General features: G+C 45.0%; 19 protein-coding genes and 1 pseudogene. 17 read left to right on the forward strand and 3 right to left on the reverse strand.

Features of this window, described 5'->3' with window-relative positions; all coding sequences use genetic code 11:
• Window positions 1-8: 8 nt before the first annotated feature.
• The 5 genes and pseudogenes from D829_RS0124185 to D829_RS0124205 all read left to right on the forward strand — a co-directional run bounded on the left by D829_RS0124185 (window position 9) and on the right by D829_RS0124205 (window position 7,167).
• Window positions 9-1,625: an FGGY-family carbohydrate kinase gene (locus D829_RS0124185; RefSeq protein WP_017691492.1), complete on the forward strand. Its 1,617-nt coding sequence runs from the start codon at window positions 9-11 to the stop codon at window positions 1,623-1,625.
• A gap of 1 nt (window position 1,626) precedes the next feature.
• Entirely contained in the window at window positions 1,627-2,322 is a 696-nt protein-coding gene (locus tag D829_RS0124190) for an L-ribulose-5-phosphate 4-epimerase (RefSeq protein ID WP_017691493.1), read from the forward strand.
• Between the two features lie 271 nt (window positions 2,323-2,593).
• A complete protein-coding gene (gene araA, locus D829_RS0124195; RefSeq protein WP_017691494.1) occupies window positions 2,594-4,012 on the forward strand; it encodes an L-arabinose isomerase in 1,419 nt (472 codons plus the stop codon).
• A 160-nt stretch (window positions 4,013-4,172) separates the two neighbouring features.
• Window positions 4,173-4,922, forward strand: a pseudogene (locus D829_RS0124200) (AAC(3) family N-acetyltransferase); the annotation flags it as partial.
• A 535-nt stretch (window positions 4,923-5,457) separates the two neighbouring features.
• Entirely contained in the window at window positions 5,458-7,167 is a 1,710-nt protein-coding gene (locus D829_RS0124205; RefSeq protein ID WP_017691496.1) for a diguanylate cyclase, read from the forward strand.
• A gap of 74 nt (window positions 7,168-7,241) precedes the next feature.
• Here the strand turns inward: D829_RS0124205 and D829_RS0124210 are convergent, their stop codons facing one another.
• On the reverse strand, window positions 7,242-8,963 hold the full coding sequence (locus D829_RS0124210; protein ID WP_017691497.1) for a hypothetical protein: 1,722 nt from the start codon (window positions 8,961-8,963) through the stop codon (window positions 7,242-7,244).
• A 606-nt stretch (window positions 8,964-9,569) separates the two neighbouring features.
• Between D829_RS0124210 and D829_RS0124215 the strand changes: the two genes are divergently transcribed.
• Complete coding sequence (locus D829_RS0124215; protein WP_017691498.1) at window positions 9,570-9,929, forward strand: type II toxin-antitoxin system RelE/ParE family toxin; 360 nt, start codon at window positions 9,570-9,572, stop codon at window positions 9,927-9,929.
• A 376-nt stretch (window positions 9,930-10,305) separates the two neighbouring features.
• Window positions 10,306-10,584 (forward strand): helix-turn-helix domain-containing protein, encoded by a 279-nt coding sequence (locus D829_RS0124220; RefSeq protein WP_017691499.1) that lies wholly within the window; start codon window positions 10,306-10,308, stop codon window positions 10,582-10,584.
• A gap of 284 nt (window positions 10,585-10,868) precedes the next feature.
• On the opposite strand, the gene D829_RS0124225 is transcribed toward D829_RS0124220, so the two are convergent.
• On the reverse strand, window positions 10,869-11,216 hold the full coding sequence (locus D829_RS0124225; protein WP_017691500.1) for a helix-turn-helix transcriptional regulator: 348 nt from the start codon (window positions 11,214-11,216) through the stop codon (window positions 10,869-10,871).
• Window positions 11,217-11,381: 165 nt separating this feature from the next.
• Here D829_RS0124225 and D829_RS31790 point away from each other — a divergent pair, with 165 nt between their 5' ends.
• From D829_RS31790 to D829_RS0124275, 10 genes are all read left to right on the forward strand, one after another.
• A complete protein-coding gene (locus D829_RS31790) occupies window positions 11,382-12,188 on the forward strand; it encodes a hypothetical protein (protein WP_017691501.1) in 807 nt (268 codons plus the stop codon).
• A 96-nt stretch (window positions 12,189-12,284) separates the two neighbouring features.
• On the forward strand, window positions 12,285-13,118 hold the full coding sequence (locus D829_RS0124235; RefSeq protein ID WP_017691502.1) for a hypothetical protein: 834 nt from the start codon (window positions 12,285-12,287) through the stop codon (window positions 13,116-13,118).
• Window positions 13,119-13,362: 244 nt separating this feature from the next.
• A complete protein-coding gene (locus D829_RS32645; protein WP_017691503.1) occupies window positions 13,363-14,523 on the forward strand; it encodes a WXG100 family type VII secretion target in 1,161 nt (386 codons plus the stop codon).
• Window positions 14,524-14,544: 21 nt separating this feature from the next.
• Window positions 14,545-14,949, forward strand: a complete 405-nt coding sequence (locus tag D829_RS0124245; protein ID WP_017691504.1) for an Imm7 family immunity protein — start codon at window positions 14,545-14,547, stop codon at window positions 14,947-14,949.
• Between the two features lie 223 nt (window positions 14,950-15,172).
• Window positions 15,173-16,723: a nickel ABC transporter substrate-binding protein gene (gene nikA, locus D829_RS0124250; protein ID WP_017691505.1), complete on the forward strand. Its 1,551-nt coding sequence runs from the start codon at window positions 15,173-15,175 to the stop codon at window positions 16,721-16,723.
• Window positions 16,723-17,670, forward strand: a complete 948-nt coding sequence (nikB, locus tag D829_RS0124255; RefSeq protein ID WP_017691506.1) for a nickel ABC transporter permease — start codon at window positions 16,723-16,725, stop codon at window positions 17,668-17,670. Before nikA ends, nikB begins: the two co-directional genes overlap by 1 nt.
• Window positions 17,667-18,521 carry a nickel transporter permease gene (gene nikC / locus D829_RS0124260; RefSeq protein ID WP_017691507.1) on the forward strand — a complete coding sequence of 285 codons (855 nt, stop codon included), beginning with the start codon at window positions 17,667-17,669 and terminating at the stop codon, window positions 18,519-18,521. The genes nikB and nikC overlap by 4 nt, the downstream gene beginning before the upstream one ends.
• Window positions 18,518-19,318, forward strand: coding sequence for an ABC transporter ATP-binding protein (locus D829_RS0124265; RefSeq protein ID WP_017691508.1), 801 nt, complete (start codon window positions 18,518-18,520; stop codon window positions 19,316-19,318). The genes nikC and D829_RS0124265 overlap by 4 nt, the downstream gene beginning before the upstream one ends.
• Window positions 19,315-20,313, forward strand: coding sequence for a dipeptide/oligopeptide/nickel ABC transporter ATP-binding protein (locus D829_RS0124270; protein ID WP_017691509.1), 999 nt, complete (start codon window positions 19,315-19,317; stop codon window positions 20,311-20,313). Before D829_RS0124265 ends, D829_RS0124270 begins: the two co-directional genes overlap by 4 nt.
• Window positions 20,314-20,691: 378 nt before the next feature.
• A complete protein-coding gene (locus D829_RS0124275; RefSeq protein WP_017691510.1) occupies window positions 20,692-22,197 on the forward strand; it encodes a malate:quinone oxidoreductase in 1,506 nt (501 codons plus the stop codon).
• A gap of 233 nt (window positions 22,198-22,430) precedes the next feature.
• On the opposite strand, the gene D829_RS0124280 is transcribed toward D829_RS0124275, so the two are convergent.
• The gene (locus tag D829_RS0124280) at window positions 22,431-25,550 is read right to left on the reverse strand and encodes an ATP-binding protein (RefSeq protein WP_017691511.1); all 3,120 of its coding nucleotides are present in this window, start codon (window positions 25,548-25,550) and stop codon (window positions 22,431-22,433) included.
• Window positions 25,551-25,657 lie beyond the last annotated feature (107 nt).

Here is a 25,657-nt window from a genome sequence, read left to right on the forward strand (position 1 = left end):
ACGTGATTATGAGTCAACTGGACTTGAAAGAAGCCATTACCAAGGGCGCTACTTCGCTCGGTATTGAATTTGGATCAACGCGGATTAAGGCGGTGTTGATTGACGAGCGTTTTGAGACCATCGCGTCAGGCAGTTATGAATGGGAGAACCTTCTGAAAGATGGATATTGGACGTACAACCAGGAGGATATCATCACAGGTCTGCAAACGGCTTATCGTGAGATGAAGCAAGATGTGGAACAGAAATACGGAATCACGCTGCGTACGGTCGGTTCTATTGGATTCTCGGCCATGATGCACGGATATATCGCTTTGGATAGCGCGGGCGAAATGCTGGTACCTTTCCGCACCTGGCGTAATGCTACTACAGGAGCAGCTGCAAGAGAGCTAACGGAACTTCTGCAATTCAATATTCCGGAACGCTGGAGCATAGCCCACTTGTATCAAGCGATTTTGAACGAAGAGGTGCATGTGCCACAGATCGATCACCTGACAACTTTGGCTGGATACATCCACTGGTTGCTGACGGGCAATAAGGCGATTGGGATCGGCGATGCATCAGGCATTTTCCCAATTGACGAGTCTACACATAACTATCACCCATCCATGATCCAACAGTTCGACGAACAGATCGCAGGCAAAGGTTATCCGTGGAAAGTCGAGGACCTTCTGCCCAAGGTATATCTCGCTGGTGAGAATGCAGGTGTATTGACGGAAGCGGGAGCCAAGTTGCTCGACCCTTCGCAAGATCTGCAAGCAGGCATTCCGCTCTGCCCGCCAGAAGGCGATGCGGGAACGGGTATGGTGGCAACAAATAGCGTGAGAAAACGTACGGGCAACATCTCCGTTGGCACATCCGTATTTGCGATGATCGTACTGGAGAAGGAATTGTCCAAAGTGTATCCCGAGATCGATATGGTCACCACGCCGGATGGCAGTCCAGTAGGGATGGTGCATGCCAACAACTGTTCCAGTGATATCAACGCATGGGTTGGACTGTTCCGTGAATTCTCTCAAGCAATGGGATATGAAGTGGATAACGCCAAGTTGTTTAGCGTGTTGTTTAACAAGGCTTTGGAGGCAGACCCTGATGGTGGCGGCTTGCTCAGCTACGGTTACTACTCAGGTGAGAACATTACGGGACTTGAGAAAGGCCGTCCATTGTTCGTCCGCTCCCCGGAAAGCAACTTCAATCTGGCAAATTTCATGCGGACACATCTGTTCAGTGCTTTCGGTGCACTCAAGCTGGGTATGGACATTTTGACGGAAGAAGAGAATGTAGCGATTGACAGTATTTTGGCTCACGGTGGCCTATTCAAGACCCCTGTCGTCGGACAACGGATTGTAGCCGCTGCGATGAACGTACCGGTGTCAGTGATGTCTACCGCTGGTGAAGGCGGCGCATGGGGCATGGCGCTTCTGGCTTCGTACATCATCAACAAGGATCAAGAGGAGAGCCTGGATGTGTTCCTGGAGCAGAAGGTCTTTAACGATGTTGAGGGAGTCGAAGTGGCGCCGGATGCATCGGATGTGAAAGGGTTTGAAGCATTTATCGAACGCTACCGGAATGGGCTCACAATTGAGCAGGCAGCTGTAGATCATCTGGTAGAGAACGGGAGGGAATAACATGTTAGAACAACTGAAAGAAGAGGTATTCCAGGCGAATCTGGAACTGCCAAAGCATGGACTTGTGAAATTCACATGGGGTAACGTCAGCGCAATCGATCGGGAAAGCGGTCTGTTCGTGATCAAACCAAGTGGCATCAGCTACGATACGATGAAAGCAAGCGACATGGTTGTGGTTGATCTGGACGGTAACGTGGTGGAGGGTGAGATGAGACCTTCCTCGGATACCGCAACACATGCCGTATTATATAAGCATTACTCGGAGATTGGCGGCATCGTGCACACACACTCCACGTGGGCGACCATCTGGGCACAAGCCGGATTGGACGTACCTGTTATGGGAACAACACATGCCGACACGTTCTATGGGGCGGTGCCTTGTGCACGTTTCCTGAACCAGGACGAGGTTGATCGTGGATACGAAGCGGAGACAGGACGCGTCATTATTGAAACGTTTGAACAGCGTGGGATTGATGTTATGGCAGTTCCGGCAGTGTTGCTCCATGGTCACGCACCGTTTACGTGGGGGAAAGATGCCAAGTCTGCGGTGGTGAACAGTGTCGTGCTGGAAGAGGTATGCAAAATGAACCTGTACGCGCGGCAATTGAATAACTTTGCCAAAGAACTGCCACAAGGCATTTTGGATAAACACTATCTGCGAAAACACGGAAAAGACGCGTATTACGGACAAAAGTAATTAGGTTATAACAGTGACTGGAAGCATGTTCTGGCTTACAAGTGGTTTAGTCTGGGAATGATTTGTTCAACTATACTTTTTACACGATAACGGAGAAGACAGAAGAAAGCTGGAGAAGCGGAGCGTTCGCCTTTATCACAGGATTTTCCCTTTGCAAAAAGGGAATCAAAAAAATCCGGGGATAACTAGCGATCGAAAGATTATTCTGGCTGCGCAGTGTGCTAGTGTAAATCCATATGTTCAACTATAAAAATGAAATGAGGATGATTATATGTCAGCAGCAAAAGAATTCTGGTTTGTGGTCGGTTCACAGCACTTGTACGGAGAAGAAGCACTGGGCGAAGTAAAAGCCAACGCACAGAAAATTACGGATGCCCTTAATGCAAGCGGCGTACTGCCGTACCCGCTCGTATTGCAGGATCTGGCGGTAAGCGCAGATAAAATCACGAGCACGATGAAAGAAGTGAACTATCGTGACGAAGTAGCGGGCGTCATCACATGGATGCATACATTCTCCCCGGCGAAAATGTGGATTCGTGGTACGAAATTGCTGCAAAAACCTTTGCTACACTTGGCAACTCAATTTAACGAAAGCATTCCATGGGCAACCATCGATATGGACTTCATGAACTTGAACCAAGCGGCACATGGTGACCGCGAATATGGCTTCATTAATGCCCGTCTAAGAAAACAAAATAAAATCGTTGTTGGATACTGGGAGCGCCCAGAAGTGCAACAGCAGGTTGCAGACTGGATGGACGTAGCGGTAGCTTATAATGAAAGCTTTAACATCAAAGTAGCTCGCTTCGGTGATAACATGCGCAACGTGGGCGTAACCGAAGGTGATAAAGTGGAAGCACAGATCCAATTCGGATGGACGGTTGATTACTTCGGCATTGGCGACCTCGTGCAATACGTGAACGCCGTAACAGAGCAGGAAATCGATGATTTGATCGCTCAGTACGGAGACCTCTACGAATTCGATTACGGCACGAACAGCAAGGAAGCTTGGGAAGCCAGCGTACGTGTGCAAGCGAGTTATGAGATTGCCATTAAACGTTTCCTGGACGAGGGTGGTTACAGTGCCTTCACTACAAACTTCGAAGATCTGCATGGTATGAAACAGCTTCCGGGTCTGGCAGTACAACGCCTGATGGCTCAAGGGTACGGATTTGCCGGTGAGGGTGATTGGAAAACAGCTGCGCTGGATCGCTTGCTGAAAATCATGGCTCATAACGAGAACACAGGCTTCATGGAAGACTACACATACGAGATGGCCGCTGGACAGGAAGCGATCCTGCAATCTCACATGCTTGAAGTAGATCCGACACTTGCCAGCACGAAACCAAGAATCATCGTGTCCCCACTGGGCATTGGCGATCGTGAAGATCCGGCACGTCTCGTATTCGACGGCAAAGCAGGCGAAGGTGTCGTGGTATCCATGGCAGACTTCGGTACACATTACAAACTGTTGATCAATGAAGTATCTGCATTTGAGCCAACCGTTCCAGCACCTAACCTGCCGGTAGCACGTGTTCTGTGGAGCGTGAAGCCGAACTTCCAAGATGGAGTGAAAGCATGGATCGAAAATGGTGGTGGTCACCATACGGTTGTATCCTTGAACCTGACGACAGACCAGATCGTGACGTATGCGAAGCTGGTGAATCTGGAGTACGTTATTATTAAGTAAAAGTTGAGTGGTAGCTAATGCCTGAACTCATACAAATTCTTTCTCTGTGGCCGGGGGTTAACCCTCGGCCATTTGTTTGTTATGCTGAGAAGCATGATGTGAAGCTGAGCAAGGATTTGCTTTTTCATCGAAAAGGGATAAGAAATGAAGGAGGAAGGACATGTACACAAAAGAAAGCTTGATACAGCAACTAGAGCAGCTTGGTATGGATAGGCAAGGCACGTTGCTCATTCACTCTTCAATGAAAAGTATAGGCGAGGTTGAAGGTGGAGCAGACACGGTGTTGGATGCCTTTAGCGACTATATGAAAGAGGGATTGTTGGTGCTTCCCACGCATACGTGGTCTACCATTAATGCGGATAACCCAGTGTTCCGCATGGAAACTTCTTCCTGTTGTGTGGGTATTCTTCCTGAAATATTCCGTAAACGTCCGGGCGTGGTTCGTTCGTGGCACCCTACACACTCGGTAGCGGCACTGGGAAGGGATGCAGAGGCATTTACAAAGGACGATCATCTCTTCGACACACCGTGTGCGAGAGGCTCAGCATGGGGGAAACTGTTAGATCGGAAAGCGACGATCTTGTTAGTGGGCGTTGATTTGAAGCGAAATACATTTGTCCATGGGGTCGAAGAGTGGGTGGACATACCTGGCAGAATGACAGACGAGCATGAGATGCTTTATACGGTTTTACCGGATGGAAGTCAGATTTCAGTACCATCCCGCAGACATTGTGGGTTGCCATGGTCGGAGCATTTCTGGAAAGTAGATGAGGTACTGGTTCGCGAAGGTGCGATGCGTAAAGGAAAGCTCGGCGATGCGGTCGTAAGAGTGTGTGATGCGACTAAGACAGCAGAGGTAATTACGGAGATGCTGAAGGAAAATCCGGACTTGTTTTCGGACAACGAACCATTCCATTCACCTAATTATGAAGTAGATCTAGTTGGGATGAGTCATGAAGCATATCTCAGAAACGAGGCGCGTTATAAGTTGCAATCGGAGCTGTTGGTCGCAGAGGAACAGGTCGCTGAAGGTAAACAGTTACTTGATCATGGGCAAGTCATATCCAACATACGAGAAGAGTAGATGAAGCCTGATCAGTAGTTGAAGTACTACTGCCGGAGAGGTTAACTCCGCGAATGGTTTGGATCATTTGAATAAAACAAGTTGCTGGCTGGCCGCTCAGTTGGATATGGGCGGTTTTTTTGTGGAACAGTCAGATTCCTTCACAAAAGCGCAAAATAGATCAGAATTTCGATCAGAGGTTGGTCGGACTTCCAGTGTATGGGCTACTCACCCTTAGGGTGGTGTGATAAGATATGGTTAAATTAACCAATAAGTCTGGCGTAGCAATATCGTATAGGTGTTTATTGAAGTTTTATATACGTATCACATAGAATCATGAACAACCACGTTGTCATTGTAGCATCTAAGAAGGAGAAGATTCGTGAACCCTTTAGTATGGTATGATCTCTTTTTATTTGTCCTTTTGTTTGGTGTAGGTGTATATGTTTTTGCTACGGTTAGAATTACGAACTTACATAAGGTGTACTTTTTATTTCACGGGTTGATGATGCTCTGGCCTTTTTGTCAATTTGCGAGTACGCTCACAAATGATTCCGGTCTGCAATTGTTCTACGTTACCTTATCTTTCGTTGCGGTCTCCTTGCTTGGGAGCGGGTGGCTTCTACTGACGATCTTTATTACCGGTTATTCAGAGCGTCTGAGTGCAAAAGGAACCTTCTTGCTATTTGTCCCAGCGGTGATCGGGGCTATAGGTGTGGTAGCAAATCCATGGAACGAGTTCGTCATTCCACTGGAGGGCGGGTACATCGAGCGGGATTACGGCCCTTGGTTCTGGGTTGTGATGGTTATTCTGGTGAGCTATTTCTTGGCATCCCTCGTCGTTCTGTTCCGGGCGGTGTATTCATCGCAGACGTCTGCCATGATCAAAAAACAGGTGAGAATCACCCTATGGGGCATCTTTGTCTTGGCTGTTTTTGCAACGATCGATGCGATCCTAAATGTTGTTCTAGCCCGGTGGTTGCCGATCATTCCTGGCATGACTTCGCTGGGGATCTTTCTGTCGGACCTGTTCTTTGTCTATGTGATCAAAAGATACAATGTGTTCGATCTGGTCTCCATCGCGCATGAGGACGTGATCAATACCATTCCATATGGCATCCTGGTACTGGATGAGAATGAAGTCATTGTTGAAGCGAACAAAGCCTCTCGATCCTTTATGGATCTGCATGTGGGGGATTCTTTTGATATGGAGGTATTTCTGGAGTCTGTTCAAGTTGTGGGCAGCTGTCAGGCGTTCGTGAATCACTATAAGAAAAAAGAAAATACCCTCTCTCAGATTGAAGTGATCGTGGAGCGGGATAACAACATCCGGCACTTTATCCTGCAATCGTCTCCGATTGTGGATTCGGCTCTTGTGCCGATCGGTCATATCCTGACGTTCCAGGACGTCTCGCAAGAGCGCTTCTATGTGAAAGAGATGAATCGCCAGAACGAGACGCTCCAGGAGCGAAATCAGGCGCTAGATCTGATCCGTCAGGAGTTATCCGAGGCCAATCGCAAACTGGAGGAACTCGCGCTCACGGACAGTTTAACCAACTGTTACAACCGTCGTTATCTGACCCAACATCTGAATCACGAGGTCATTACCAATATTCAATACAAAACACCATTCTCACTCCTGCTGCTCGATATCGACTACTTCAAAGCGATCAATGATCGCTATGGGCATGTCATCGGGGACGAAGTGCTCGTCCGCACAGCGGAGGCCGTCAAACAATCGATTCGCAGTACCGATATCCTGACGCGTTATGGCGGGGAAGAGTTCATGATCTACCTTCCGCATACCGAGCATGACTTGGCGAACCAGATCGCGGAACGCGTGAGAACAGCTGTAGAGTCCAACCTCATTATGGTGGATCACGAGAGTACGCAGGTGTCCATTACGATTAGTATTGGAATTCTGTCCTTTGAGGATTTTGAAGTTGTGCATGTGCCGGACAATCCAGAGGGGTATTTGACGCAGCTATTCGCTGCGGTGGATAAGGCCTTGTATCAGGCGAAGCAGAACGGGCGGAACAGAGTGGAGTTTGCGGAGTTTGAGATTAGAGGAGTAGCAGAATTAAGTAATTAAACAAAAAATTGAATTATCTATTTTGAAGGTTTCCCTTATAAAATAGATAATTCAATCGTAATATCTAAAAGATTTTAATTTTCTGATTCATAATAATAGTTTTTCCCTTGTTTAGATACAATATTTATTAAGTTTTTCTTAGCTAATACAAAGGAACCCCAAGAAGAAACTTTTTGCCTACTGCAACCGACTGCGTCCGCAATTTCCTGCGCACTCATTGCTTCATGTAATTCAAGTGAACTAATCAAGCCGAGTATCTTTATCTCGACTTCTACATAATTTCCTTCTGTCCTAGGCATTTCTTTGTGAATGATTTCTTCAAGTTTTGTGTCGTCTTCAAAACATCTTTTAACTTTAAATTGCGAAACCGACTGCTCATCATAGATTGTTCCACAAGCATTGCAACGATAACTCTTTATTTTATCTTTTATGAAATAAGGGTCAAACTTAGAAAGTTCCACATCGTAAATGAAACGAACTGCTGTGAATTCATCTTTTTCTTCAGCATATTTTATATTATTATCTAAACATATATCATAGTCTATAGCATATAGATTATAGTTGCCACCTGCCTTTGATGCTCTACCTTCCTCTAGAAAGTGCACCAAAAAATTCTCGCTTAAGATGTTCAAGTAATCTTTTCTTATTGGATCAATTAAGAAATGACTGGCTGGTCTATCAGGAGATTTTGTTTTTTCTGATATTGCTTTATTAATTATAGCATCCCACAAATCCATATAGAAGGCTGGGATTAAGCGCTTCTTCACACTACCTTGGAATTGTTTGAAATATATTTTACGTGCACTTCTTATGCCAAAACTCAACTCTTGTAAGCCTATTCTATCCGTAGGGGTATTGTTATCTTGACATTGTTTCCAAGCATTTTGTAGAACCCAACCAATTGTCCTCGTTACACCCATAGATGCTCTTGCCAATCTATTCATAACAACTTCTTTTTTTATTTTAAAAACATCATTAAAAGACACATCAGGACAAAAAATGTCAAAACGTTTCTCTAGTAACTGTTCAATGAATACCTCCATTTTTTTTATTGCATAAATGGTACCGTTATACTTTTCTACGTGTTCATTGAGATCTAGTGGAATTGGATAGAGATCTCTGCCTAAAATAATCTTATCCCCAAAGGAATATCTATCTGTGATCACTCCAATTTTAAAAAACATATTAATTTTTGAAGCAAGTAGATTTTTCAATAATTTTGAAAAATTAATTTGGGCTTCGTCTGTTAAATCAGAGAACTCATCTATAAAAACATAAATACGATCAATATTTGCTTTTCTTTTAATATCACTGATTTTATTGATAAAGTCTTGTACATTAAGCCCCTTTATTTCAGTGTACTTTTGTGATTGAACCTTCTCATCGGATTGAGATATATCAGTTGAAATTGAAGGCTGTAAACTTAATGTACCCTTTATGCTTCCATTTTCGCTTCTCTTTAAACTATCTTCAATCGCAACTTTGCGTTCCCTTGAGATTGTAACTCCTTCAATTAATATCTTTTCAATAAATTCAAGATCATCAAGAGCAGGATTTTCTTTCTTGAAAATTAAAAGGCTCTTCTCATCATACATTACTTCCAATTGTCTTTTTAATGACTCTATTATTTGTCGTATAAAATGAACCTCAATATTAGTATCATCTGAGAAGAGTTCATTACAATTACTTAAATCAATAAATATAGGTAGAATTTTATTAGTGCCAAAAGTGTGAGACTTTCCTCTAAGCTTTGGAGAAATCGTTTTAAGACATTCGTAATAGCCTCGCAATAGCATCGTAGTTTTTCCGCATCCTCTTCTGCCGGAAATATAGTTGTCCTGTTGTTGTAATAAGAGACTGACACTGTTATAAACGTCTATGTAATACCTCTCCAAATCTTCTAACTGATCAAATCCATCAATTGATATATAGTCAGCTCGTAAAATGGATTCAAATGCGCTTTTTACATTTTGGTTTTGTTTAATGGTAATAATAAGAGATCCCCCCAGTCAAATTATCTCAATATTATAGTAACATATTCCTCTTAAACCTAATAATATATCTACTAGAGTTTGTATGATTAGTTAGCAAAGTGCATCTATATTTGTACAAGTTATGGATGTTAAGAAGGAGAACGAACTTAAACTTCTACTAGTACAGTTGAAGGAAAACTTGGAGGCTGTGAACGATACGCAGTGCTGCAGAAAGGTTTTTTTATAACTATGAATGGATCAGCATTTTGAAATTTACATAGTAATGCTGAAATAAATGCATGAAGAGGCAACAGCAGAGCAGATTTGACGGTGGGTGGATTGACAAATTGGTTTTAAAAGTGTTACCATTTTTGCTGGGAAGTTTCTTCCTATCATATATTTTATAATTATATATTGGGGGCTGGGTTCATGAATACATACCGAATTCAGCAGCAAGGTAATCTTGTTTTCTCCGAAGAGGCCTTCCAATTCAACAAAAGTCCAGAGGTATGTCAAGATGCCCTCAGAAAAATTTATGAGGCTTTGACACTTTTAAACCAGCATGGTACAGAAAGAGATTATCTTGGTAAAAGAATTAAGTTTACCAAGAGGTCTGGTCTTTGGGAATTGAGAATTAAAGGTAAATCCAAAACAGAATGGCGATTCTTGTTTAAACACCTTTCTGACTCGGAGTATGCACTTCTTCACTTCTTTTTAAAAAAAGATGAGAAAATCAAAGAACTAGATTTTGCTGCTGCGGAACGTATTGCGGAGAGAGAAGGGTGGTAACTCACCTTCTCTTCAAACACTGCCATCAATAAGTGAGAAATAAAATGAATATGTTTAGGAAAGAACTATAAGAGTCGGAAAAAACTAATTAAGAGAGGAGTTACTGCAGCTAAGTATTACTATCTATTTAAAACAATACTAAATATTTTATTTATTAATAAAAATTTGGAGGATTAACTATGCTTATAAACAATTGAGTAAACATTTTTAGAGTTGAGCGGACAGCATTTAAATAATATTCAATATTTATATAATAAAAGGGGATTAGTAAACACTGTGAACTTTATCAAAAAAAATATTATTCGTTTTATGACGTGACGCGTCTTCAACTAAGAATGTATTTGTATACTCGGATTTCAGAAAGGAGAACACATCTATGAAGAATGACAAAACCATTGTTCATGAACTCCAAGATCTGAATGTGCCCGCTGACTACTATGCAATTTCTATTCCTAAATTGGAGATTATTAAATCAATAAAAGACCAGTTGGGCAAAAGTAACGTTAGTGTCCGGAAATTGGCAGAAAGTATTGGTATGAGACACCCACAAATTGTACGTGTAACTAGCGGAGAAAACTACAATATAGAAACTTTGCTTAAAATTTTGTACGCTTTGGATTTAGAGATTGTGATTAGGGAAAAACAAAAAAAATGATTTTGTATAGTTATTAGAAGATATTACAATAAATAAAGGGCCCTATATATAGGGGCCCTTTGTTTAATTCAACCTGACTGATTTAAATTTTCCCCTAAGTCAAAGTGAGACTTGTGAGGATTAGAATTATCTAAATATTTTATCTGGATCAGTAATGTAATCTAGATAGTAATCTTTAGCGACAATATAAAGAAAGACGATGGCTTTAGAAAATCTCAAAAAAAAAGGATCAGTTGAAAAAATTATTATACTCTTTTTGGTGCTGCCTAAAGATTACCGATATATTAATTGGAACTTTTAAATGATTTTTCGATAGCATTAAAAATCTCTTTACTAATTTTGGTCAACGATACGATTTCATCTGTACTTTTGCCGCTTATTAAAGTTATATGTTCATCCAAGGCTCTTTTGTACTCAGAGTCTTCTTTAAATTTAAAGATTTCTTCAGCAGTGACCTGCAATCCATTCATTATTTTCTCAAGAGTCTCCAAAGAAATATTACGGTCTCCCCGTTCAACCCCACCAATATAGCTGTAATGAAGACCTGCTGCTTCCGCCAGTTGTTCCTGAGTCCAGCCTTTTGCCTTCCTTAACTCACGTATTCGATTTCCTACGTCCTCTGGTAAACTCATTTGATCACCTCCACTTAAGGTTAGAAGAGGTTATAGAATCCTTACAGACTAATATGTGCAAACTGTATTATTAAATAAAAGTACTTATAAGTACAATTTAGGTTGATCTTATTTTGATTTATCTATACAATTATAAGAAAATGGATAATTAAGGAGGATCTTCTTTTGCGAAAATCTATCCTAAAATCACTCAAACCGGACATCATTGTTGAAATGTTGGACATGGCTGTGGCCTTTGAAAATTGGAACAAGGTGATGGAGAGGGCGGACATGTTATATCAATGTGTGCAGTCTATTCATGAAGAGCGGCAGGAGTATCAGTCAAAGGGAATGCCTGCACCACATATACACATTGAGCGGCCCTTGGTCTACTATTACGGGTTCAGTCATTTGATGCGGGGGATGGCTCACCAGAAAATGGGACAGGTAGATCAGGCGCGAGCATGTATCGATCAATATGCAGATCTGGGATGGATGGAGGATCTGGATGAGGTAGGTATTCAGGTGGTGCAGGAGTTCAGGCATAAGGCAAAGGTGAATCGGTATGCTCTTGAGATTGAAGTTGGGCAGGTGGAACTGCTGGAGGAGTTTGTGAACTTTTTGCTTGAGCATTCGGAGGAATGGTTGGCAGGTCTGAAAGTAATTACGGAAGCAGCAGTGCGGCATAAATGGCAGATCGATCGAGTTTTACATATGTTTGAGGATCAGATGCTGGGCGATGGCACAGAAATGAATTCTTTAAACAACGATGATATGTACCATTACTGTTATCAGCGGGCTTTGTATGAACAGTGGATGGGAAGACCGCAGGAGGCCGTGGAGTTCATTTTGCAGGCGATTCGGTTAGCGGATAAGCTTGGGATGGATCGGTATTTTATAAGGTGCACAGCATTGTTGGAATCATTGCGGGAAGAGGCGACGGCGGAGCAGATTGGGCGGTATCGGGTGATTTTAGAGAGTGCTGGTTGTTGAGAATTCTATAAGATTTGAATATAAAATAATATCAGGTTACCATTCTCCCGTAATATGCGTATGATTATTCAGGAATATATTACGGGAGGCGTTTAAATGAGTCATTTTATTGATTTAATTAAAGAATTATTTGCTAGAGATATCAGTACTACCTTGGCCACCGTTTTTATTATTTTTATGGTTTGGATGTACAAAGAGTTAAGAACAAATTATTTGGAAAACAGGAAGATAGATCAACAACGTTTTGAGAAGGCATTAGAAATCTATACTGAAGCTGAAATGGAAGTTTACAAATACATAAATAATAGAAGCGATTTTTTTCTTTCAGTGGAGAAAATTTCAAAAGCCTCAGTATTATTTCCTCCTAGATTAGTTGAGAATTTTAATAAAATGAAAGAAGAAAATAATTCATTTGATCAGAGAGCTGCTATGATCAATTTTCGAAAGGAGCTTCATAAAGAAATTGCGTTGTTAAAAAGTGAACAAATCAATCCTATAATCACTAGTGATAGTAGCGGTGATCTTATGGTAAGTATTGAGAACTTCGCAAAGTCTAAAGTAGCTCCTTTTTTAACACCTGTTTTTCATACTTATCTTATATTCATTCTACTTTTTGTAGTATTGTTTTTTATCAGTTCCCTTTTTACAGCAAGATCAGCATTAGAAGGTATTGAGATAGTGTTACTATTTTTTGATCTCACTATTTATTTTATTCTTTTATGCGCAATTATCAGTGAAGGATTTATGAAGGGCAGATTCAATCACAAAGGATACAATTGGCCATTGTTTATTATTTTTTGTATTACGCCAGTAGTATTTATATTTACAACAGTTTGGTATGTAGTTTCTTGCATATTCTTATTATTCCTTTTTTATATGAGTTATGTTAGAAAGAAATCGTTTAACAGACCTCAGAATTCTCAGAGTTAAAAACCTCTATTAACGATCACCATCATCACTCTCCTCCAGCATTTTCTGATTTAATTGTAGGAGAGTTACGATGGTCTTCATAAGAGGTTCACAGAAAGTGGGTATATGCATATAGGACCATAGCACCGATGAGGAGCACAGCTTGTGTTTTTACCATGGTGAAATCAGGATGTTAGCCGGATAGTTTACATATTACACTTCTGCTAACATAGGATAATCCTATTTCAAATGAGCGGAGAAACGTATGAGTACAATCAAAGTTACCCCTGAACAACTACATCACGTATCGAATCAGGTGGATCAAGCCAGACAACAGTTAGAAAGTATACGAAGTGATCTGACGAGACAGATCATGTTCGTTCAGATGATGTGGATGGGTGCGACGCAGGAGCGATTTTACTATGAGTTCGAGCAGTCACGACCTATACTGGATAAAGCGCTGGAGAGTATGGTGAACACATCCAAGGAATTGAAGGATATCGCCACGCGTTTCCAAGATGCAGATGCTCAGAAGGGAAGTCTGGGTGGTGCGTTTGGAGCAGTCGGTGCCGCAGCTATGATGACCAAATCAACAGGTGATTCAGGTTCGGGTGATAAGGGCTATCGGATGGCGCAAATCAATATGTTTGGTAAATTGGTATGGATGCCTGTCAACGAGAATGGTGTTGCGGATCAGGCTGCTCTTCAGGCTTATCAGAGGGATCAGGGAAATCTGGACTTTAATCGCATGCAAGCTGTGAACGTTGAACCGCCTGGGGAAGATATTTTTGCGTTACAGATCAAGGCATTTGAGATGGGGATTCATCCTACGACGGGAGAGCCTGTATCAGATAAGTATGCTCAGATGATGGTGACCTCTCTGAAGTTTAGTCAGATATTCATGGCGATTCAGATGGTTCGTGGCAGTATGCCGGGTGGTAAAGGGCCTTACCGATTGCCTGCTTCTAATCCCGCAGTGGCGAAGATTAAGCAGCATATTGAGAAAGCTGAATCAAAAGCAGAGACTTCAAAAATAAATTTGTCTGAGGTACAAGCTAGCTCCAAATCGACCGTTACTGGGCAATATTCTGGTGGATTAGTGAAAGTTCCAAAGGAAGATCAGGCAGCTGATAGACTAGCCGAAAAGCTCGGTGGGGAGTCTAGGGTGAAATTTAGTAATGATCCTAAAGGCAGGGAGTTTGATACAGTAAGTGATGAGTATATTGCTCAAACGAAGCCACCATTAAATAGTTTAGATAAGCAGTTTAGGAAACAGGCTAAAGCAACCATAGAAGCAGCTATTGAAACAGGAAAAAAGGCATATTTTCATTTTGAGGGTAAACCTGATGATAGAGTGATAAGACAGTTAAATGAGTATGCTGACAGATATAAAGTCGAAATAGTCATCGATACTAAACCCTTATGATCATGAGAGGATGAGTAAAGCATGTACGAATATCATGGATGGGCAACTATAAGAGAGAGTGCTTCATTTGAAGAAGATGAAGATCAATACGATTTAGTGATCCAACATCTACAGAGTTATATAGAAGAACTAAATTGGACTTCAGGTGTTTTGGATTTGAGAGCAGTTAATGGTGACTCTCAACTATGGGTAGCAGGCCTTAATAATCACAAACCTGAATCTAAGCATGATCCAATCGAAGTAATGAAAAAGGTAGGTGAGATAGCTCAAGGTTCTTATGGAGTCCTTTATGTAAGAGATAGTGATGATGCGGAATCCTCCAATCAGTTTAAGGTCTACACACTAATTCGAGGTAAAGTAACAGAGAATGATGATCCGTTTCTTTCCCCATTCATACCAACACTAGAGGATGATTATGAAGGATAATCTGTACAAATAGTTCATACCACATTGAAGTATAGGCAACCAAAACTTATAGTTGATAGCCCCCATATGTAACAAAAAACATGAAGAATCCGCTCTCATTTGAGAGTCGGATTTTTTCTCGTTCTAACACCCATATAACTCTTGTCAAAACGTAATCATTACGATATGATAATACTCATTGTTTAGATCATAATGATTACGATTAAGAGAGAGGGGCATTACCTTGAATAAAAAGACGCCACTGCTAGCGCTGGTCTCCTTGGCTTTGAGCGCTGGACTGTTGAGCGCCTGCGGATCACCTGAGTCCAGTCCCGCTGCGCAGTCATCCACCGATAATAAAAATGTTCACTTCCTATATAACTTCTCCACCAGCTCGCTAGATCCACATGTGGATTCCAGCTATGTGCCGCTGCGCGCGGGCATTACGGAAACGCTGGTTCGTCTCGATGAAGAGAATCTGACTGTTGCTCCATGGCTCGCCGAGAGCTGGGAGAGCGAAGACGGGCAGCATTGGACGATCGACCTGCGAGATGATGTGACCTTCCAGAACGGTAAGCCAATGACAGGTGAATCCGTTAAGGCATCCCTTGAGCGGGCACTGGAAGAGAATGTAGCCATCCAGAACGCGCTGAAGATCGATACGATTGAAGCCGAGGGCGACAAGCTGGAGATCACTACAACTCAGCCGTTCCCAGAGTTCGCTTCGGAACTGGTGAACCCCAACACGGCGATTATCGACGTGAGTGAGCCGGACATTGTGAACAAGCCGATTGGTACAGGCCCGTTCAAGCTGACTTCTTTTACCCCAGGCAGCAAGCTGGAACTGGATCGTTATGATGAATATTGGGACGGAGCATCGCCTCTGGATTCCATCACGTTTTCATTTAATGAAGATGCCAATGCCCGCACACTAGCGCTCAAATCTGGGCAGGTTGATATCGTATACCGTCCGGAGGTCGAAAGCCTCGAATCGCTTAAAGCGATAGACGGCATGACGGTTGAATCCACGTCTACGTTCCGCGTGCATCAGCTAACGATGAACATGCAGCGGGAGAGTATGAAGGACCTCAATGTTCGTCGTGCGTTGGACGCGCTGATTGACCGTCAGGGTATCGTCGACACGATCTTGCTCGGCTACGGTGAAGCTGCTATCGGACCGTTCCTGCCATCGCTACCATTCGCACCAACCTATACGGATACAGCAACGGAATCCGGAGCTGATGTCGCTGTAAAATATCTGGGCGAAGCAGGGTACACGCAGCAAAACGGTGTTATGACCAAGGATGGCAAACCGTTACAATTGACCCTGCTGACATATTCAGCCCGTGCCGATCTGCCACTGATTGCTCAAGTGTTCCAATCTGATGCGAAGAAGATCGGTATCGACGTGCAGATTCGCCAGATTGACACGCCAGAAGATTATATGGCATCCAACCGTGACTGGGATATTGCAACGTACAGTAATTTGACGGCCCCTCGTGGAGATGCTGGTTATTACCTGAATGCGACGTACCACCCTAAGGGTGCTCTTAACTTCAGTGGATCGGAAGATCCGGAACTGACCAAGATCATCGACGAACTGAATCTCACAGTTGCACTGGAGAAGCGCACAGAACTTGCCGAGAAGGCAGCCAACTACGTGCATGACAATGTGCTGAATTCATTCGTGCTGCATCCAGGTACGATCGTTGCCTACAACGGTAAGAAGATCAAGAACTGGGTTACCGCCCGCAGTGAATATTACATGATTACCAATAAGCTGGATGTGATGTAATGTTTCGCATTTTGCTTCGGAAGTTCCTTGAGGTATTTATCTTTCTGCTGTTCATTATGTTTGTAAGTTTCCTGTTCATTCGTCTGGCTCCCGGTGACCCGGTACTGACGATCCTGAATGTTGACGAACTGTCCGTCAGTCAGGAGCAGGTCGAAGCTGTACGCGAGGAGATGGGCTTCAACGATTCGCTTCCTGTCCAGTTTGGCAACTGGTTACTCGATTTTGTTCGGCTCGACTTCGGTGTATCGTATTCGACAGGCCAGCCCGTCATGCAGACCTTGATGCGTGCGCTGCCTGCTACGGCTGAACTGACGATAGGCGCACTGCTGGTCATGCTCGTCATAGCGATCCCGCTCGGCTCGCTATCAGCACTCCATCGTGGCAGTTGGATTGACAGGGGCAGCCGCATACTCTCCATTGTGGGTGCGGCGGTGCCAAGTTTCTGGCTGGGTCTGATCCTGATCGACATGTTCGGCGTACGCTTCGGCAATCTGCCGACCATGGGCCGGGATGGATTCACATCACTTATTCTGCCATCTCTGACGCTGGGACTTGCCATCTCCAGCGTTTATGTGCGTCTTTTGCGTTCCAGCCTGCTAGATTCACTAAGTCAGGAGTTCGTTCGGTCCGCCAGGGCAAGAGGGTTATCCGAAGGCCGGATCTTCATGCTTCACGCCTTCCGGCACAGTCTGCCGCCTGTCATTACAGTATTCGGCGTCAGTCTCGGTAGCCTGATTGGCGGAGTTGTTGTGATTGAAGTGTTGTTCGCTTATCCGGGCATCGGTAAGCTTGTCGTTGACGCCATCCGCCAGCGTGATTATCCACTGATTCAGGGTTACATTCTGATCATGGCTATCGTGGTATTCCTCGTGAATACGGCGGTTGATCTGTCGTATCGTTATTTGAATCCCGAAATGAAACTCAAGGAAAAGGAGGCCCACCGATGAAAACCATGCCTCTGCCCATTCCAACGACAAAATCTAAAAAACATAGCTGGCAGGCGATCATTGGTTTGCTATTTGCACTTCTAGTCATCGCGGCCTCCTTGTATGCCTTTTTAGTACTGAAACATGATCATACCTTAACCGATCTGCGCGGACGATTGCAGGGCGCAAGTGCTCTCCATCCGTTCGGAACGGACCATCTGGGCCGCGATGTACTGACACGTCTGCTGCTTGGCGGCGGCCAAACACTGGGGTATAGCTTGCTGGCACTTGGTGCTGCATTGCTGATCGGTATTCCGTTTGGCTTGATCGCAGGATACAAACGTGGCTGGGTCGATAAACTGTTCATGCGCATCGCTGATGCCTTTCTTGCTTTCCCTGATACCATCGTGGCGATTGTGCTCAGTGGCCTGCTTGGCGCGGGAATCGGTAATTTGGTATTAGCGATCGTAATCGTAAAGTGGGTCAGCTACGCCCGTCTCGTTCGGAGTACAGTTTTATCTGAGTCACAAAAGGATTACATTCGCATCGCCCGGACCAACGGACTGTCGGACGGTCGAATCATGAGAAAACATCTGCTTCCGCATATCGCAGGGCATGTGCTCGTATTAGCCAGTCTCGATCTGGGCAAAATCATCCTGCTCATCTCATCATTGTCCTACATCGGGCTTGGCGCACAGCCGCCAACACCTGAATGGGGTGCGATGCTGAACGACTCGCGGCCTTACTTCCAGTCTCGGCCGGAGCTGATGATCTATCCGGGCCTTGCTATTGTCTCGGTAGTGCTGCTCGCCAACATGCTGGGTGACTATCTAAGAGACCGGTTTGACGTGAAGAAGGGGGTGCAGCCATGATTCTCTCCATTGAGGAACTGAGCATCTCCAGTCGGGATCGTACGATTGTAGATCAAGTCTCTCTGGCTGTTCGCGAAGGTGAGTTCATGGCATTGGTTGGACAGAGCGGCAGTGGAAAAAGCTTGCTCTCGCAAGCCATTGGTCGTCTGCTGCCGCCCAACCTGCATGCGTCGGGGCGAGTCATGTTTGAAGGCAGCAATCTGCTCGAACGGAAGCCAAAGGAGATGCGCGCCCTGCGGGGAAGCCGCATCTCATATATTTTTCAAGACTATCAGGGAGCGTTTACGCCATTTCGTAGCATTGGCGGACACTTTGATGAATACCAGAAGGTACATGGGGAAAAGTCTTCTGCTATCCGCAAGAAACGAGCGGAGGAAGCGCTGGAATCGGTTGGCCTTAGCGCTGAATTGCTGCGCCGCTATCCGTTCCAGTTGAGCGGTGGACAGCTTCAGCGGGCATCAATTGCCACATCGCTGATGCTGTCTCCTCGCCTGTTGATTGCTGACGAAGCAACAACGGCACTGGACAGTGTGTCTGGGCATCGCGTGTTGGAACTGCTGGCACGCAAACAAGCGGAGACGGGATGTGCCATTCTGTTTATCACGCATGATTGGCGCCATGTACGTCGCTATGCCAACCGCTTGGCTGTGATGAAGGAAGGGCAGATCGTCGAATCTGGCGGGAAACATCGCATTCTTGACCATCCCCAGCATGAATATACGCGCCAGCTGATTGAAGCGGCTCCCGTCCTGAGTCGCTCGCTGAAGTCGGGATTGAAGGAGGCAGGAACGGAATGAAGATGAACACAAATGATGAACGTCTTGGACTCGTGCAGTCGGAACAATCCGGTGTGCGAAGGTATGAATTTGCTACAGGCGCAAACCATGCGGATACAGACAATGTAGTCATAGATACTGCCTTTGCAGATCATGCAGTCACAAAGGTTACAGATACAGATCATGCGGATACAGGTGTGAATATAGATACTGCCGGTTCAGACAATGCTTCATCGCCCAGCATCCCCGGCCATCCCGTGCTTCACGTGGAACATCTCAGCCGAACGTATGCAGGTGCAGACCGACCGGCTGTAGATGATATTTCCTTCACTCTGAACCACGGCGAATGCCTTGGCTTGGTTGGCGAGAGCGGCTGTGGCAAGAGTACACTCGCACGCTGTCTGTTGAGGATCGAAGATGCAGATACGGGCTCAATTACACTGGGTGGACAGGATATTGCGCGGCTGAGCGGCCGACGGTTGCGACCTCATCGCCGGAAGATTCAGATTGTTTTCCAGAACCCGATGGCTGCATTGAATCCAAAGCTCAAGATTGCCGATTCGTTAATCGATCCGTACGAACAACTTGGACGGAACGCCGAGCTATCCCACTTTACCTATACTTCGAAGGATGCTTACGTCCAAAAGCTACTTGAAGCGGTCGAGCTTCCAAGTGATTTGGCTGGACGATATCCGCACGAGTTAAGTGGTGGACAGTGTCAGCGCGTCACGATTGCACGTGCTATTGGCATTGAACCGGACGTTGTTGTTCTGGATGAACCGACGGCCAGCCTGGACGTGATCTCGCAAGGAGCAGTTTTGCAGTTGCTCACCGATCTGCGGACATCGCTTGGTCTTTCATACGTGTTCATCTCGCATGACTTGGCCGCGGTACATCGCATGAGCCAGCGCATCATCGTCATGCGGGAAGGCCAGATCGTTGACCGCTTTGGCGCGAATGCGTTGTTCGCTGAAGAACGCCATCCGTATACGAAAGAGTTAATTTCGATCTTCTAAGTACTCCCGGAGACGCCGGGGGTGGTAATCGTTAATTTATATATGAAGCCGCCTTACGAAGAGATTCGAAAGCGGCTTTTGGTGCATCCATTTGATCACCCAAGTCCTACTAAAACCGGGCTCCTTTCTTTGTTTTGAACAAATATATCTTTCAGGCCTATAACCGGGCTAACGTTCCGATGTAAACTAGCGTATACTGATGGAATAGCTAATATCTTGAAATTGCATATTTATATTGCTCTATATTATTGATACACTAGTTCAAGGTTATAATCATTCAGAGAAGGTGCGATCCCGTTCAAGAATGGGCTTGCTGCAAATGCCAAATCGATAACGCTTACATCCTTTTGGCAAATATAGGATATAAGGACGGTAGACATGAGCCAGGGACAAACGAGTACAGATGTGATCTTGATTGGTGCCGGAATTATGAGTGCAACTTTGGGAACTTTGCTAAAAGAATTGGCACCAGACTGGAATATTAAGGTTTTCGAAAAGCTAGCCACTGCAGGAGAGGAAAGCTCCAACGAATGGAATAATGCCGGAACCGGGCATGCTGCATTGTGCGAACTTAACTATACCGTTGAACGACCAGACGGAACCGTAGATATTAGCAAAGCGATTAAAGTGAATGAACAATTTCAGATCTCAAAGCAATTTTGGTCCTATCTCGTCAATAGCCGTCTGATTCGTAATCCGCGGGACTTCATTATGCCGATTCCTCATTTGAGTTATGTACACGGAGAGAGCAATGTCCAGTTTTTGAAAAGACGTTATGACTCCTTGTCGCATCACCCGTTGTTCGCAGGCATGGAATTCTCGGATGACAAGAAAGAGCTGGCGAAATGGATGCCGCTGATGATGAAAGATCGTACAAGTAATGAACCTGTTGCAGCGACCAAAATTGACTCCGGTACGGACGTTAACTTTGGTGCTTTAACGCGTATGCTGATCAAACATTTGAAGGAACAACACGTGGGCATCCACTACCAACATAGCGTGAAGAATATGAAACGCACCAGCGATGGACAATGGGAATTATCTGTGAAAAATCTGAAGAGCGGTGCAGTCGAACGCCATCAGGCAAAATTCGTCTTTATCGGCGCGGGCGGCGGAAGTCTTCATTTACTCCAGAAGACGGGCATTCCGGAAGGTAAACATATCGGCGGATTCCCGGTCAGTGGGATCTTTATGGTGTGCAAAAATCAAAAAGTCGTGGAACAGCATCATGCCAAAGTATACGGCAAGGCTTCGGTAGGGGCTCCGCCGATGTCCGTTCCGCATCTGGACACTCGATTTATCGACAATAAGAAGTCGCTGTTATTCGGACCGTTTGCCGGGTTCTCGCCGAAGTTCCTGAAGACAGGTTCCAATGCCGACTTAATCACGTCTGTTAAGATGCATAATCTGCTTACGATGCTCGCAGCAGGTGTCAAAGAAATTTCTTTGACCAAGTACCTGATCCAACAACTGATGTTATCCAAAGAACAACGTATGGCAGAATTGCGTGACTTTGTTCCGGGTGCGAAGAGTGAGGATTGGGATATGGTTCTGGCGGGGCAGCGTGTGCAGGTGATCAAGGATACCGTTCAAGGTGGCAAGGGTACACTCCAATTCGGTACGGAAGTGGTCACGTCTGCAGATGGAACGATTGCGGCTTTGTTAGGTGCATCACCGGGTGCATCCACCGCGGTTCAGGTCATGCTTGAGATTCTTCAGCGGTGCTTCCCGCAGCATATGGAGGCATGGGAGCCAAAGATCAAGGAAATGATTCCATCCTATGGCATATCCCTTGTGGAGAATCTGGATCTCCTCAAAGAGGTTCATTCTTCAACAGCCAAGGCGCTGGGATTATCGGATGAAAAACATGTCCTGCACGTATAACGTTTAGCTTATCGTGTTAGATCATAATGAAGCCATAGAAAAGAGAGCTAAGCCGGGACGAAACCCGTGCTTAGCTCTCTTTTGGTTTATTTGGTATGTCAGAACCTGAACTTGAGCTTGGTGTTGAACTTGAACATGTCTGCTATCATCGCGTTCCCCGTAGACCTTACACAAAGCATACGGATACGGATCGTACAGTATGCGGCTGTAGAGTCATAGAACAATCTTATCGCTCAGGCTCTCATGCTGCGGTCCAAAGGGATGACAAAGGAAACTTTCGTACCTTGGCCCGGCGAGCTGACGATGGTCAAACCTTGTCCGTACATCTGGGTCAACCGGCGATGTGTATTGGTTAATCCAATGCCTCCGGTTCCGCCGGGACCTTTCTTGGGCCACGCCAGTGCCCGTTCGATCTGCTCGGGCTGCATCCCCACACCGTCATCCTCGATTTCGATCAAGGTGGACGCTGTTTGGTTGATGATTCGGATATGCACGGTTCCACCCTCAACTTTGCTGAGAATACCATGTCGAACAGCATTCTCAATGAGCGGTTGAATGGTGAGTGGCGGCAGGGATAGATCAAGATCATCGGGGATATCCCAGATGACGTTCAACCGATGCATGAATCGTTCTTTCTCAATGTAGAGATAGGCGCGGGAGAGATCCAACTCATGAGTGACCTCAACCATTTTCTCCGAATTGACAAAATGAAAGCTGGTCTGAAGGTACTCGATAAAAGCATCGCCCAGCTTCTGCATTCGCTCCGTGTCCATCTCACTAAGAACCATGATTGAATTGAGCGTATTAAAAAGAAAATGGGGCTGAATCTGTGCTTGTAAGTAAGCAGCCTCCATGCGCAGTCGCTCATCAATGGATTGTTTCAGTACGATCAGAGACCCGATGCGATGCCTTAATTCAACGGCATCCACGGGCTTGGTGACATAGTCTGTAGCACCGGCCATGAATCCGGCGTATACATCCGCTGGTTCGTTACGGGCCGTCAGCAACAGGATGGGGAGCTCTGATACCGAATAACGCTTGCGTACGTTCTCGGTCAATTCATAACCGGACATATGAGGCATCATGACATCGGCAATCAGTAAGTCCCACGGTTCCGTATCCAGCAACTCTAATGCTTCAAGTGCGGAAGCTGCTGGTTGAATGTGGTATGGTTCATTCGCAAGCATGGAGATTAGTACTCGCAGGTTAACGGGATCATCATCGACGGCAAGAATTCTTGCGGCAGTCTTATCATGAGATTGAGATAGGGTCTGCTGCTCCGGCTCTGCAATCGCAACTTCCTCGAAGCTGTGATCGTCCCATCGCTGCTCCGTCTGATCCGATAGCGATGCGGTATCTGACCGTGGAAGCGAGATCTGGAAGGTAGATCCTTGCCCGGGTACAGATTGCACGGTGAGCTGGCCGCCATGGAGTTCGGTGAGCTGTCTGCTGATATTGAGACCGAGGCCGATTCCTCCACTTAAGCGAGCCTCTGGGGTCCCTTGTTCATACGCTTCGAATATTCGCTGTTGTATCTCCTCACTCATACCAACCCCTGTATCTGAAACTTGAATCAAGACGTACTCTCCATGTTCCCGAACAGATACGGTAATGGTACCCTCATCGGTAAATTTGAGCGCATTATGCAACAAGTTGTAGAGAACTTGAACAAGCCTTCTCTCATCGGCCTGAATAAGAGGCAGCGATTCGGGAATATCCACCTTCATATGGACAGGCTTCCCTTCTGCCATGAATCGGAACATACCGATCACGCCTGGAATGACAGATGCAAGGGATAAAGGTTTCTTCTGAAGCTTAATGCGTTTTTCATTCAGGCGGACTACATCAAGCAGGTCATCTACCAGTTGGGACATGCGTCGGCCGATGGTAACTAACAGCTTCATGTCTTCTGCCTGTTGCCCTCCTGATTTACGCCGTTCACGGACCGCGATGCTCTCGGCAATATTGATGATGCCATGCAGTGGTGTACGCAGTTCATGAGCCGTATTCACAAGAAACTGATCCTTCTGCCGATCCTCTTCTTTGAGCTGTTCGTATAACTTCTCAATCTCACCTGAATTGCGGAAGTATTTCTTGAACCAATAGGTGGAGAAGCAGAATATGGCCGCGATGACATCAATCGGATAATACACGTTGGTAATCTCATTATGGGAGTTCACGACTCCCCACAGCGCACTTGATAAGCTACTGGTAGCCGCAAAGAGCAAAAAGCTTGCGTCACTTCGTTTCTCAGTGGCCATTCTGAAGAACAGGTACACAGACCAGCTGATGGCAAACAGATAAAGGAACTCAGTGAACCCGGTCTCAATTACGTGATAGATCATTGTTACTGGTGCAATCAGCAAAAATACAGAGTAGATACCAAGCACACTGGCATAGGTGCGGAAAAGTCTGCGCCCTTGCTGACTATGATAGAAACTTCTCGCCATCTGTAGAAGAAAGAAAGAGAACAAGGAATAGGACAACGCTGTGATCTTGACCATCCAAGAGAAGTTGAGCGGAATCCAGTTCAATAGAAGACTGTCATGGTCGCATGCAACCGTTAGGGCAACGGTCAGCGTTAACAGAGAAAACGTAAGCAGAGCTCGTTGCTTACGGTTAAACAGAAACATGACACAAGCATACAGACTGTGCAGGAGCAACACGGCGATCGTAATTTTTTGCAAATCCATGGATAATCCTCGCTCACTTCCAATCGCTTCTGGAGATCCAAAATAGAGGGAGCGCATAATTCCGCCGCTGTAAGGGTCATCAAAATTCGCTGTTTGTATAAGAAGATCAATTTCATTGGCTCCGTTAAGATCATAGGAGGCTGTAAACGCAGTCCTTTCTGGTTGATAGGCTTCGGCATGTGTAGCAAGTTGACCAAATTTGGCAACAATGGTCCCGTTCATCTCTACGCTCGATGAAGCCTTAATCATCTGGCCCCAGAGACTGACTTCTTCGACCGATGGGTTCAGAAGAATACGAATTCGGTACGTTCCATACCCGAATGATGATGAAGATGATGGTAACGCATTATGCCAATCTCCAGGAACTTGAATCCATGTCGATGGGTGGCTTGATATCCTTGTGTCGTGATTGGAGATTAAAGCTTGCGGGAAAAATTCCCATTCCCCATCGAGAGATATCGGTGAAGCGTTGGCAAGATCCCAGTCTCGAAGATCAAGAACGCCCTTATTGGGTTCAGGATGCTTGGGTATAGTGAAAGATTCGGACCAGATCCAGCGGAATCCAAGTAAGAGCGTCAGGAATACAATTGACAGCACTATATATCGGGGTATCTTTTTATAGGTTAGTTGTGTCATGGCAGACTTAACTTTCGACATCATACTTCAAACTCCTGCACACTTTCTGCCAATGAAGAACATTTTTTTGAATATCGGAACGTAAACTCTTTATCCAAATGATAGCGGTCCCACGTCAGGATTTATGGTAA

The organism is Paenibacillus sp. PAMC 26794 (genome assembly GCF_000316035.1).
Taxonomy (GTDB): domain Bacteria; phylum Bacillota; class Bacilli; order Paenibacillales; family Paenibacillaceae; genus Paenibacillus.